The following is a 12647-nucleotide window of genomic DNA, read 5'->3' as shown; positions in this document are numbered from 1 at the left end:
AAAACGACAAGATAAGGATGGTTATTATGAAAGACAAATATCTACAGCTGGCTGATCTTGATAAAAAACATTTCTTGCATCCAACAACTTCTATTAAACAGCAACAGGATAACGGACCGGAGTTTATTTTTACTGAAGGAAAAGGTGTCCGGCTTTATGACCTTAAGGGGCGATCTGCAATTGACGGCTTATCTTCACTTTGGAATGTAAATATCGGTCACGGCCGCGAGGAGATTGCTCAAACAGCATACGACCAAATGAAAACACTCGGTTATAGCTCCTGTTTCGCGACGTACAGCAATGTGCCTGCCATCCAATTAGCTGCAAAGCTCGCTGAAATTGCACCTGGAAATTTAACCGCAACCTTTTTTACATCGGGCGGATCTGAATCCAACGATACGGCTTATAAGCTGGCGCGCCATTATTGGATTTTGAAAGGCCAGCCGGAGCGCAAGAAGATTATCTCACGGTCAAAGTCCTATCATGGGGTAGCTATGGGTGCGACGAGTGCGACAGGATTAAAACCATTCAGGGATTTTACAAATTCATTAGCACCTGACTTTTGTTATGTTGACCATTTTTCCCCTGTAGCACTGCGTGAAAAAATAGAATCAGAAAACCCTGAAACAGTGGCCGCATTTATTGCAGAGCCGGTACAAGGCGCGGGCGGGCTGCACATTGCCCCAAAAGGGTTTTTCGAGGAAATAAGAAAAATCTGTGACGAGTACGGTATTTTGTTCATTACAGATGAGGTAATTACTGGTTTTGGTAGAACAGGAAAGTACTTTGGTATGGATCATTATGGTGTCGCTCCTGATATGATGTGCTTTGCAAAAGGGGTAACGAGCGGATATGCACAGCTTGGCGGCGTTATGATTTCTGAAGATATTCACAAGGATTTGTCAGAATTTTCTGAAGGGACTTTACTTCATGGTTACACATACAGCGGACATCCTATGGCATGTGCGGTAGCATTGAAAAACCTTGAAATTCTGGAGAGTGAGAACTTAATAGAAAACGCACGGCTTATGGGTGAGGAGCTGTTAGAAGGGTTTAAGCAGCTGCAGTCAAAGCGGAACATTGTAGGAGACGTAAGAGCGCTTGGGTTAATGGGTGCTGTTGAAATTGTTAAAAACAAAGAAACAAGGGAAAAGTTTGAAGAGCCTCTCGCTCCAAAAATTGTAACAGAAGCGACAAAACGAGGGTTGATTTGTCGGTCTGTCGTGTTTGATAAGCAAGACACACTTGTATTTGCACCGCCTCTTATTATTAATCAGGACGAAATGAACGAACTTATCCATATTTTAAATGAAGCAATTTGGGCAGTTGAAAAAACAATAACGGCAGCTTCCGCACTGTAAACAACGAGGAGTGATTACATGAATGCTAGTTTCGAAGTTTTAAATCCGGCAACGAATGAAATAGTTTCTACTGTACCTTACAGCGGAGGTAAAGAAGCGATTGAAGCAGTTGATCGTGCATATGAAGCTTTTCAATCATGGTCGAAAAAAACGGCTGGGGAGCGCAGTGAATTATTGATGAAGTGGCACCAGTTAATTGAACAATCGACTGAAGAGCTTGCCAAGCTAATGACTCAAGAACAAGGAAAGCCTTTAAAAGAAGCGATCGGGGAGATTACCTATGCAAATAGCTTCATATCATGGTTTGCAGAGGAAGGAAAGCGTATTTATGGGCAGACCATTCCCGCATCTCATCCTGATAAAAGAATTTTGGTGCAAAAGGTGCCGGTAGGAGTTATTGCAGCAATTACGCCATGGAACTTCCCCGCTGCGATGATTACGAGAAAAGTAGCACCTGCTCTTGCTTCAGGCTGTACAGCTGTAGTGAAACCGGCAGAACAAACACCTCTGACAGCTATCAAATTAGCTGAGCTTGCTGAAGTTGCTGGAATTCCAAAGGGTGTGCTGCAAGTTGTGGCTGGCGATGCGTCGGAAATCGGTGATGCATGGATGGAAGATACAAGAGTACGCAAAATCTCGTTTACTGGATCTACTGAAGTAGGAAAGCTATTGATGAGAAAAGCGGCTAACACGGTAAAAAAAATATCACTTGAATTAGGCGGTCATGCTCCATTTATCATAATGGCTGATGCAGACATACAGAAAGCCGTACAAGGGCTGCTCGCTTCTAAATACCGCAACGCGGGCCAAACGTGTGTCTGTACAAACCGTGTTTACGTGCACGAAAGCATTGCTGAATCTTTTAGTGTAATGTTTGTTGAAGCAGTATCCAAATTAAAGGTAGGAAATGGTTTAGAAGAAGGAACAGATGTAGGGCCACTCATCGATAAGAACGCAGTTGAAAAAGTGAAAAAACATCTTAATGATGCAATCTCGAAAGGCGGGACTCTGGTATACGGAGGGGACGCACTGCAAAGCAGCAAAGGGTTCTTCATGCAGCCAGCAGTTATTACAGGTGCTACTGACGACATGCTGTGCATGAACGAAGAAACATTTGGGCCGCTTGCTCCAATCGCTCTATTTAAAACAGCTGAAGAGGTTATAAAACGAGCGAACGACACACCATACGGTTTGGCTGCTTATGTGTACACAGAAAATCTGAGCCAAGCGTTTACGATTACAGAGCAATTGGAGTACGGCATTGTAGGATTGAATGATGCACTTCCATCTGTAGCTCAAGCTCCATTCGGCGGCATGAAGCAAAGCGGATTGGGACGAGAAGGCAGCCACATTGGCATTGAAGAATACTTGGAAGTGAAATACATCTCAATCGGGCTATAATCGTGGCGGTGTCTGTTCCTGTTATTCATTTCATGGTACAGACACTGATCAAAGTTGGTAAAGCGACTACTATCAAGGAGGCGAAAGAATATTGGAAAATAAAGAGGGACTTCAGAAACAATTGAAAACAAGGCATATAACGATGATTTCTCTAGGCGGCATCATAGGTGCTGGACTATTTGTAGGAGCAGGTACAGTTATTAATACAACAGGCCCTAGTGCTGTGATGTCTTATGCTTTTGCAGGTTTGCTTGTTGTGTTTCTTATGCGGATGCTGGGTGAAATGTCTGCTCGTAATCCGGATAGCGGTTCATTTGCTACATACGCTCGGGAAGCGATCGGACCTTGGGCTGGCTACACAATTGGCTGGCTCTATTGGTTTTTCTGGGTAATTGTTATTGCTATTGAAGCCGTTGCAGGCGGGGCAATTGCCCATGAATGGATGCCATCTATTCCGATTTGGACCTGGAGTCTTATCTTGACATTTTTATTAACGCTTACAAACGTATTCTCAGTCAAATCGTTCGGAGAATTTGAGTATTGGTTTGCACTCATTAAAATTGTAGCCATTACCATCTTTATGGGAATTGGATTATCTATTATTCTGGATATTTTCCCCGGAGTGGAGTCACCAGGGACCTCTAATCTTTTTGGCAAAGGAGGTTTTTCGCCTAATGGAGTAAGCTCCATTTTCCTTGGAGTAGCGACAGTTATTTTTGCCTACTTCGGTGCTGAAATTGCAGCTATTGCAGCTGGTGAGTCAGAAGATCCGAAGAAAACAATAAAAATAGCCATTAAAAGTGTCGTTTGGCGTATTCTTATTTTTTATATTGGTTCTGTTGCCATTCTTGTCACATTGCTGCCATGGGATTCAACGACAGCTCTGAAAAGTCCATATGTAACTATGCTCGATATGATCGGAATTCCAGGTGCGGCATTCATTATGAACCTTGTTGTCCTTACATCGGTGCTTTCTTGTTTGAATTCAGCTCTGTATACAAATTCCAGGATGATTTTTTCACTCGCTCAAAGAGGAGATGCACCTCGCGCATTCCTTAAGCTGAACAAACAAGGTGTACCTACTCGTGCTGTTTGGATTGGAACAATCGTCTCCTACGTTTGTGCGATCTTTAATTTCGTTTCGCCTGATAAAATGTTTCTGTTTCTGATCAATGCATCAGGTGCCATTGCACTCATTGTGTATTTAGCAATTGCCATTTCTCACATTGTGCTTCGAAAACGAATGGAAGCAAACGGAGAGAAGCTGGAAATGAAAATGTGGCTGTTTCCAGGCCTGACATACTTCACAATTGCAAGTATACTAGTCATCCTTGTATCCATGGCATTCATCGATTCAATGCGCTCACAGTTATTCTTAACATTATTAATAACAGCCTTGGTTATAGTTTCATATTTTATCTTAAAAAAGAAAAACGAAGCAGTAAATTCGGTAAAAACAAAAAAATCTGCAGTTTAGCAAATAAAATCAGGGATCATGTACTTTTTGTAAAGGTATCTGATCCCCATTCATTTATTTACACGGTAGTTTTAAAAATTCCAAAAACTCGACCAACTTAAATAATTATCCTTAATTTCACCTGAAGCAAATTAGATTTTTTAGTCATGGATATATTGGTTAAAGGGTTACTTTGAGACAATTGGAAATTAAAATGTTACCAAAAGGGAACAATCTTGATTAGGAAGTTATGGAGCATTTGGAAGAGCAGTCCATAAAAAATTATATTCTTTAAACATAGTATGGAAGAAAGTACTTCAACTAACTCATGCGTTAGTTAAATAGAGCAGTTTTTGACGCCTAACCAGGCGTTTTTTATTTTTTTTATGATACAGAACACTTGTTTGTGTATAATATTGGTGATGACAACGAAGGAGGTGACCGAAATGGCTATTCGTGACCGCGGTAAAATTAAATGGCAGCCTGCATCTTTTATGCCGTTAGGATTCGAAATGACTCGCGCCATGTATAAGGATCAGGAACGAATAGTGAAGCCAATAATAGATGATTACGAGGCGGAGGAGTTCGACCGGCGTATCTGTTACGCAATGGAATATAATCTAAAAGCAAAGTTTTCAGTTTGGGACGAAGGTTTTACGGCTGACATTATTGGCCGTATACATTACATTGATCCAATTACGCATCAGCTTCGGATAGAGGTGAAGCCAAGGGAATTCGAGCAGGTGGAATTTAAAGATGTGGTCGGGGTTGTTGTTGTAGATTAGGGGGTTATTATAGATATTGTTAAAGGCGGTAGAGGGATTAATAATGAAGTTGCCATCTCTGGCACACTATTCGCGAGATCACCTGGTTAGCAATAAATCTAAAGTTTGGTTAAAGGTGGAGTGAAAAATGATTGGGAAATGTCCTTCTTGCTCGTCGGATTGCTCTTGTAACGGAGATAATTGTCAATGCCATTAGTATTTAGGGAATAATGTAAAATCGTTTCCTGTGGGAAACGATTTTTAATGTAGGAGTTGGTTAATAGTAACTGTAATGCTTGTTCATAAGGATTCAAAGAAAATTATTACTTTCTACACTCTTTTATAATGTTTACGTTAAACAACCTAATGATAATAGCTAGTTTAGGAAAGAAGGAGCCTGTATGAGTAAGATACTTTTAGTAGATGATCAGGAACGAATGCTTCAGTTATTAAAGCTATATCTTCATCCACATGGTTTTCATTGCTATTCTGTTAACAGCGGAACAAAGGCTATACAATATCTAAAGAAACACGCTGTTGAGCCCGTATTAATGGATGTGATGATGCCGGAAACAAACGGTTGGGAAACTGTAAAGGAGATACGCACATTCTCTAATGTCCCCATTGTTATGTTAACTGCTAGAGACCAGTTTCCTGACATAATAAGTAGTGTTGAAAACGGAGCTAATGGTCATTTAACAAAACCTATAAACGAAGAACAGTTATTATTTCATATCGAAAATCTAATTGAAGACGGTCACAATATTCGTCAAATGAATTATATATGAAATGATAGTTGACCAATTGATGACAATAATGAAAAATGCATACTTTCTCGATATTTTTTTGATAGATTATTCACATAAGCAATATAGCTTTGTTTTAAAGAAAATAAGACTGTTTGAGGTGGAGTAGTGAAAAAGGTATTTGTATTATCAGTTTTGTCTTTGAGTTTAATTCTTTCCGCTTGTAGCTCAAAAGAGGAGTCCAAGGTTACATCAGTAAAAAGCGGGAAAAAGATTGAAGATATTCATGGGGTAGGTGTTTCTAACGATGGGACAACCTATATAGCAACTCATGAAGGACTTTTCTCGACAAAAAATGTAGGAGAAACTTGGAATAAAGTTGGTTCTTCCAATGATGACTTTATGGGATTCCATTTGCGTTCAGATGGAACAATGATGACAAGTGGACACCCTGGTACAGATTCTGAATATCCAAACCCAATGGGAGTTTTAATCAGTAAAGATAAAGGGCTGCATTGGAAAGAGGTAGAGTATGTTGGTAAAATCGACTTCCATACTTTAACAACATATCATCACGATCCAAACGTTATTTATGGACTTAATGATATGGGTACCGGACAATATGGTGCTGGGATTTATAAAAGTTTAGATGGTGGAAAAAAATGGACTAAGGTAGAACCAAAAGGATTACCAAGTGACCTTATGAAAGTTCACTCCCTACTGGTTCTCCCGAAAGATAAAAATACCTTGCTGGCGGGAACTGAAAATGGAGTTATGATATCAAAAGATGGTGGAGCAAATTGGGAAATTTTTGATGATACCCGTCTTATCACAGCCATGACACTTATGCCTAATGGAAAAGATATAATTGCATACTCAATGAACAATATGGTTTCAGGAGTAATGATTTCTCAGGATGGAGGGCAATCTTGGAAGAGTATAGGTTTAGATCTTGGCCAGGATGCTGCTTCTTCAATATCAGTAAATCAAAAGGACGAAAAACAAATTGCGGTATCCACATTTTCAACCTCTTTGTATGAAACAAAAGATGGCGGGGGAAATTGGGAGCAAATAATTACATCTGGAAAGTTAAAATAACGATAAAAATACACCCAAAAGTTAGATTTTCACTCTAACTTTTGGGGTGTAAATCATTATCAACTAGATATCGCTGCTTTTTCAGTGGATAAAAGTTCATTGAAAGGATAAACAGATACTTTATTTCTTCCTTGATGCTTCGATTGATAAAGTCCGTAATCAGCACAAGATATAAAATCTGCTATCGATAAGCTAGATTTAGGTACAATACTAGTTACACCAACAATAGCTATTCCAGAGTTAACGGCAATTTTTATTTTTTTTACATATTCCATCGTAACTTTTCACTCTCAGCATTAGATATTTGAATTTTGGCTCTAAGCACAATGAATTAGTAACAATCGCTAAGTATATGAGTGATAACGATGAACTCGAACTTACTACTTTTCAACAACTGGTTACGTCCGTAAGGATGTTAATTGTCATTTTAATATCAGATTGCCCCTGATTCCGAAATTAGGAATAAGTATCGATAAGATTTAAAAAAGAGCTTTTTGCCCACCTGACACATATCTCACCTCCATCACAAAAATAAGAGGAATTCCGTCTATATATGAAAAATCTCGTGCAATGATATCTATGTTAGTTCTAGCCAAAATTGCCTGTCCACTTTTTTGAAATTTCCGATGAAATTTTTACCTCTTTTCTCCCTAATTGGGATATTATTGGTATAATATGTTGGTGAAAAGTTTCAACTTCCTTCCTGTGAAGGTTTTGATGAAATGCGTTGTCGAATTCTCCTATTAATCTCTAATTATTTTAATTTAATTGTAATATTTTAATAGATTGGCAAAATTATCCGCTGAATTTCGTCTATAATGGAGGAAGAAAAATAAAATAAAAAACCAACAAAGAGGGAATGAACAATGGGGAATCTAAAGAGCGGGTGGAAGAAAGGGACTTTAATTGCCATAATTGTTATTGGGTTCTTGTTTGCAGGGGTTTTTGTGAGTAATTATTTTAAGGCAAAAGCTACAAGCGGACCTATTAATCACCAAAAAAATGTACTGACAAAAAATCCAACCTCTGAATCAATTGTACGGGACAGAAAAGATATAAAACTTGAAAAAGAACTGATGCTAAAGCAACAGGATGAAGCTATGTTTTTGAGAAATAAGCAAGAACGAGAGCCTAATAAGGTGGCAGAAACTACTACTACTGATACTACCTCGGCACAACCTCCCGCAAAGGAAAATGGGACTCCACAACCAAATAAGGAATCCAATGCAACGCAGCCTGGCCAAAATAATACACAACCCGGCTCCAAAAAAACCGTTTACTTAACATTTGATGATGGTCCGGCGGCTTTCTCTGGTGACATCATCGCACTTCTAGAGAAATATCATTACAAAGCGACATTCTTTATGATTGACGGAAATATTCGCAGATACCCTGATGCAGCAAAACTGATGGTTCAGTCCGGAGAGACAGTTGGACTACATGGTGTATCACATGATCAGAAACTTTTTTATGCATCGGCAAATTCTGTTATCGCTGAATTAACCCAGAACCGTAACACGTTAAAAGAAATAACTGATGTCGATTCCTATATCATGAGAACGCCTTATGGCAGTGTACCGGATATGACGGCTGAATATAGAAAAGCTGTTAATGATAATGGGTATTCAATGTGGGATTGGAATATTGACAGTAGGGACTGGGATTATAAAGACGCACGGTATGTCAACAGTGTGATTAAGCAATTAAATAGAATGGCAAACCACGAAGGTCCAATCGTTATTCTGTTACATGAAAGAAATGAAACACTTGCCCATTTGCCGCAGCTGCTTGATTATTTAAGTAAACAAGGCTATGAATGTAAAGCAATCGATAGCAGAATGACCCCTTACCAATTTAGAATTAAAAGTTAGTCAAAAAGACAAAATACCTACAGCTTTGAAATACTAACCAAGTAGTTAAATATTTTTTAATGTATTTTATATTAAAAACAATCCAATATACTGTGATTGAATTACTTTTTTTCGTTTTTTTCATATTTAATATATAAATTAATGAGCAAACTTTATAGGTTTTTAATATAGAGATAACTAAAAAAGCCCACGATTACCGTGGGCTTAAGTCATTATTATAATCTGAGGAAAGATTCATTAAACAGTAATTGATTGTTTATGCTTCCATTCTTAATCTTTTGTTCAATTGAAAAAATATTAAGGCATGATACTAATTCCGTTAGGTGTTTTACCAACTTTTATAGTTTTTAGGACTTTATTTTGGGAGTTGTCAATGACAGTTACAGTATCTTCAAACATATTCGTTATATATATAAATTTACTATCTGGGCTCGTAACGACTCCATGTGAACCTTTACCTGTCTCAATAGTTGCCACCACTTGTTTCGATTTTAAATCAATCTTTGTTAAAGAATGAGAAGGGACATCTTCCGTTCCTTGGTTAGCGACAAAGGCAAATTGATTTATATTTATCATTGATGTCAATCGGAAGTATGGAGCATTCAGTAGAACTTTACTATGAGACAAGTTCCATTCTAATTACGCTAATTATTCTTGGGAAACTTTTTGAAGCAAAGGCTAAAGGAAGATCATCAGAAGCCATTAAAAAACTGATGGGGCTTCAAGCAAAGACGGCTTTTGAAGTCCAAATTTAATAAACTAGTAAGTGCTAAGGAGTAGACAAATGGCTGATGTATATAAAATTGGTCCCATTTTAATTAGTTTTAAATTGATGATAATTTTTCTATCAGGGATTTTTGGATATTTAACTTTATTAATGGCAATGAAAAGAAGTGAGATTAATAGAAAAGTGATAATGGATCTCTTTTCTTCTTGTATATTAATTCTAATTTTCACTTGGAAATTTGGTGGGGTACTCTTAAATCCTAAGTTATTACTTAGTAATCCTTTATTAGTTTTATTTATGACCGGCAGTAATTCAACATTATTATTGGGGTTAATAATTTCTATTGCATATCTTGCCTTTAAAATATACAAAAAAGCTATACCGTTAAAATTATTTCTAGACTTACTATCTTTAAGTGTCCTTCCAAGTATGTTTATCTATAATCTTTTTATCCCAGTTTATGGCTATCCAACTCGCTTTCCATGGGGCATATCTTTAGGAAGTGAAAATGTAGACTATCATCCAATCCATATCTATTTTGCTATAACTTGTGCAATGATAATATTATTTCTATATAAAACCATTAAAACCAAGGGAAGTGGTAATCTATTTATGAAAACTGCTGTGTTAATAGGATTAAGTGGATTGGTGTTTACGTTTTTATCCCCTCAAATGAACTTTATTATGGGAGTTTCACAAAAACAATGGTTGTTTATTTTTGTTATTTTTGTTGGTTTATTAACTTCTATACACAAGGAAAATGAAGAGGTAGAATCAAAAGATTAAAATCTATAGATTCTACCTCTTTACAATTTTGCTCCAGAAATATGAATATTTATCCTAATGAACAGAGAATTGACTAAAGGAAAAAGAGCTGCTTTCAATAGTCTTTTTATAAAAATAGGTTTTTTATAGCTACCAAAAGTATTAATTCTATTATTATTACTTCCGCATATATTGAAATTAATAGATTTCAATTACGTAGGAGGGAAAGTATGAGGAATGAAGATCCTATAATGGTCTATATTAATTTAAAAACCATTTATTTCACTATCTTTTTATTGATATTTTGTATTGTTTTTATATTAAACTTTTCTGGAATTAAAAATAAATTTACTTCAGATTTTTTATATAGTACAAGTGTTAATCTACCGACAGAATTTTTCCTTAATCTAATGTCAAATGAAATTGCTCTTTTAGATGCATCAGATATGAAAATAAGTAAAAATAATGATCAAAAAATGCCATCCGTCTCTAAAATTATTACAATGTCAGTATTTGATATATGGCACAAAGATATTAGAACATTTTTTGGTAATGAAATACCTGGTTTTCGTGAGTTTAATACAGAAATTGCAGTTGCGGGTATTGGAACAAATCTTACAAATCTCCCATTCGAGTCCGCACCACCAGTAGAAATCTTACTAAAAGAAAAAGAAATGGCAGAAAAGGAGTTGGCAGATTCAGATAAATCAACAAGTAATCCCCCTCCTATAAAAACTGGTAAAGAAGTAGTCTTTATATATCATTCACATAGTTGGGAATCATTTTTGCCACAATTAAATGGCGTTAAAAATCCAAATGAAGCTGTTAGCTTTAATCAAAACAAAAATGTTATTGATGTAGGAAAAAGTTTGCAAGCAGAATTAATAAAAAAAGGAATAGTGACAGCTCATAGTACAACTAATGCTACTGAGGAACTGAAAAAAAAGAATTGGAATTACAATAATTCTTATACTCTTTCAAGAGAAATAGTTCAAGAAACAATGGCACGGGAAAAGTCAATTCAGTATTTGATAGACATACACAGGGACTCACAATCCAAAAAGGTTACTACAATAAATATTAAAGGTAAGCCATTTGCCAGACTATTCTTTGTCGTTGGTAAGGAGAACCAAAATTATGATAAAAATTTATACTTAGCTAAAGAATTAAATAAAAAATTGGAAGATAGGTATCCGGGCATTAGTAGAGGAGTATTTGTAAAAACAAAAGACGACGGAAACGGAGTTTATAATCAAGATCTATCCAGCAATTCTATGTTACTCGAATTTGGTGGTGTTGATAATACTAAGGTAGAACTTGACAATACAATAAAAGCATTTTCGGAAGTTTTTAGTGAATTTTATCGAAATGCTCAGGAGGTAAATGGGGATAGTAGCTCGGAAGAATTTTAAATGTAGAAAGCATGTGACAGTATAATCCTCCTCTTTTCAAAGCGGAAAATATAGAAAACAACCTCCTTAATTGAACTGTGACCCATAAAGTGGACAGTTTAAAAAAAGACCTTTTTATGCAGCTAGTAAATGACTCCGGTATTGGGCCGGAGTCATTTTATTTAACCCCCATTGATAACGTTCATTGTTATATTCCTCAATGTAATTTCCTATTAGTTCCTGTAATTCCTCAAAACTTTCACAGTCTGAATAGTTAACTTCATCCTTTAAATGACCAAAGAAGGATTCCATTGGTGCGTTGTCCCAACAGTTTCCCTTACGGGACATTGACTGGGTTAGTTTCATCTTTTTCACTCGCTTTTGGAACTCCGGGTGCGTGTAGTGAAAGCCTTGGTCTGAGTGAAGCATTGCTTCTGGGTGTACCATACCTTTAAGTGAGTCTGAAAGTTTCTTAAGAGTATCATAAACGATATCCATCTTCAGGTTCCTGGAAAGATGGTGGGTAACAATTTCCTTTGTAGCTGCATCCTTAACACAGGATAAATAAGCTGGCTGAGCTGATCCATAGTAAATGTACGTAATATCAGTAAGTAACACTTTCCCTGGTTCACTTTGATCAAATTTTCTATCAAGTAGATTAAATAGGGTTTTGTGCTCCTGAGTTGCCTTTGCCATTTTCCTGTAAGGATTTATCTGCCTGATCTTCGCTACCAAGTTGAATTTCCTCATAATTCTTCTAAATCTTTTTATGGTTCATTACGATATAGTAATCGTTCTCCAAGATCATCTTGATAACAAGAGCACCTGCTTTTGCCTTCTTTTCATCAAAGATTTTTTTGATTAACTCATATGTGAAAAACGGTGTTAAAATCCCCAATATAAACGGTTAAAAATTCCCCAAAAATAACGGATAATTGTCTCGATACATCAAATTTTTTTTGAGTGGAGAGACAACATGTTAAAGGATGGGGAATTTTTTATGATCAGAGAGTTACATCAGAAAGGATGGACTCAAACTGCAATTTCAGAAGAAACAGGGTTTGATA

General features: G+C 36.7%; 11 protein-coding genes and 2 pseudogenes. 10 read left to right on the top strand and 3 right to left on the bottom strand.

The window, feature by feature from the left end; all coding sequences use genetic code 11:
• The first annotated feature begins 17 nt into the window (after window positions 1–17).
• The 6 genes from J7E77_RS04400 to J7E77_RS04375 all read left to right on the top strand — a co-directional run bounded on the left by J7E77_RS04400 (window position 18) and on the right by J7E77_RS04375 (window position 6826).
• Window positions 18–1361, top strand: coding sequence for an aminotransferase family protein (locus J7E77_RS04400; protein ID WP_214712667.1), 1344 nt, complete (start codon window positions 18–20; stop codon window positions 1359–1361).
• Window positions 1362–1379: 18 nt separating this feature from the next.
• Window positions 1380–2762 (top strand): NAD-dependent succinate-semialdehyde dehydrogenase, encoded by a 1383-nt coding sequence (locus J7E77_RS04395; protein WP_214712665.1) that lies wholly within the window; start codon window positions 1380–1382, stop codon window positions 2760–2762.
• Between the two features lie 91 nt (window positions 2763–2853).
• Entirely contained in the window at window positions 2854–4239 is a 1386-nt protein-coding gene (locus J7E77_RS04390; protein WP_214712663.1) for an amino acid permease, read from the top strand.
• Window positions 4240–4664: 425 nt separating this feature from the next.
• Window positions 4665–5003, top strand: a complete 339-nt coding sequence (locus tag J7E77_RS04385) for a YolD-like family protein (RefSeq protein ID WP_214712661.1) — start codon at window positions 4665–4667, stop codon at window positions 5001–5003.
• A gap of 380 nt (window positions 5004–5383) precedes the next feature.
• Window positions 5384–5770, top strand: coding sequence for a response regulator transcription factor (locus J7E77_RS04380; protein WP_214712659.1), 387 nt, complete (start codon window positions 5384–5386; stop codon window positions 5768–5770).
• Window positions 5771–5896: 126 nt separating this feature from the next.
• Complete coding sequence (locus J7E77_RS04375; RefSeq protein WP_214712657.1) at window positions 5897–6826, top strand: F510_1955 family glycosylhydrolase; 930 nt, start codon at window positions 5897–5899, stop codon at window positions 6824–6826.
• Window positions 6827–6885: 59 nt separating this feature from the next.
• Here the strand turns inward: J7E77_RS04375 and J7E77_RS04370 are convergent, their stop codons facing one another.
• Entirely contained in the window at window positions 6886–7101 is a 216-nt protein-coding gene (locus J7E77_RS04370) for a hypothetical protein (protein ID WP_214712656.1), read from the bottom strand.
• 591 nt (window positions 7102–7692) lie between these two features.
• Here J7E77_RS04370 and J7E77_RS04365 point away from each other — a divergent pair.
• Window positions 7693–8697 carry a polysaccharide deacetylase family protein gene (locus J7E77_RS04365; RefSeq protein WP_214712655.1) on the top strand — a complete coding sequence of 335 codons (1005 nt, stop codon included), beginning with the start codon at window positions 7693–7695 and terminating at the stop codon, window positions 8695–8697.
• Between the two features lie 297 nt (window positions 8698–8994).
• Here J7E77_RS04365 and J7E77_RS31075 read toward each other — a convergent pair.
• Window positions 8995–9261, bottom strand: a pseudogene (locus tag J7E77_RS31075) (YncE family protein); the annotation flags it as partial.
• On the opposite strand from J7E77_RS31075, the pseudogene J7E77_RS04355 reads away from it, so the two are divergent.
• The 3 genes and pseudogenes from J7E77_RS04355 to spoIIP form a co-directional block, all read left to right on the top strand.
• A pseudogene (locus tag J7E77_RS04355) lies at window positions 9261–9446 on the top strand (hypothetical protein); the annotation flags it as partial. The pseudogenes J7E77_RS31075 and J7E77_RS04355 sit on opposite strands and share 1 nt — an antisense overlap.
• Before the next feature lie 35 nt (window positions 9447–9481).
• Complete coding sequence (locus J7E77_RS04350; protein WP_214712649.1) at window positions 9482–10210, top strand: hypothetical protein; 729 nt, start codon at window positions 9482–9484, stop codon at window positions 10208–10210.
• 209 nt (window positions 10211–10419) lie between these two features.
• On the top strand, window positions 10420–11601 hold the full coding sequence (gene spoIIP / locus J7E77_RS04345) for a stage II sporulation protein P (RefSeq protein ID WP_214712648.1): 1182 nt from the start codon (window positions 10420–10422) through the stop codon (window positions 11599–11601).
• Window positions 11602–11715: 114 nt separating this feature from the next.
• On the opposite strand, the gene J7E77_RS04340 is transcribed toward spoIIP, so the two are convergent.
• Window positions 11716–12315, bottom strand: coding sequence for an IS3 family transposase (locus J7E77_RS04340; RefSeq protein ID WP_214712647.1), 600 nt, complete (start codon window positions 12313–12315; stop codon window positions 11716–11718).
• Between the last annotated feature and the right edge of the window lie 332 nt (window positions 12316–12647).

The organism is Bacillus sp. ISL-77, assembly GCF_018613105.1.
Note: the sequence above shows the minus strand (reverse complement) of the source record. Positions and strands in the feature narration are given on the sequence as shown.

Excerpts from the sequence above, each read along its gene's own strand:
- J7E77_RS04395 (WP_214712665.1), top strand. The coding sequence starts at position 1,380 with ATGAATGCTAGTTTCGAAGTTTTAAATCCGGCAACGAATGAAATAGTT.
- J7E77_RS04370 (WP_214712656.1), bottom strand. The coding sequence starts at position 7,101 with ATGGAATATGTAAAAAAAATAAAAATTGCCGTTAACTCTGGAATAGCT.
- J7E77_RS04365 (WP_214712655.1), top strand. The coding sequence starts at position 7,693 with ATGGGGAATCTAAAGAGCGGGTGGAAGAAAGGGACTTTAATTGCCATA.
- J7E77_RS04400 (WP_214712667.1), top strand. The coding sequence starts at position 18 with ATGGTTATTATGAAAGACAAATATCTACAGCTGGCTGATCTTGATAAA.
- J7E77_RS04380 (WP_214712659.1), top strand. The coding sequence starts at position 5,384 with ATGAGTAAGATACTTTTAGTAGATGATCAGGAACGAATGCTTCAGTTA.
- J7E77_RS04385 (WP_214712661.1), top strand. The coding sequence starts at position 4,665 with ATGGCTATTCGTGACCGCGGTAAAATTAAATGGCAGCCTGCATCTTTT.
- J7E77_RS04350 (WP_214712649.1), top strand. The coding sequence starts at position 9,482 with ATGGCTGATGTATATAAAATTGGTCCCATTTTAATTAGTTTTAAATTG.
- spoIIP (WP_214712648.1), top strand. The coding sequence starts at position 10,420 with ATGAGGAATGAAGATCCTATAATGGTCTATATTAATTTAAAAACCATT.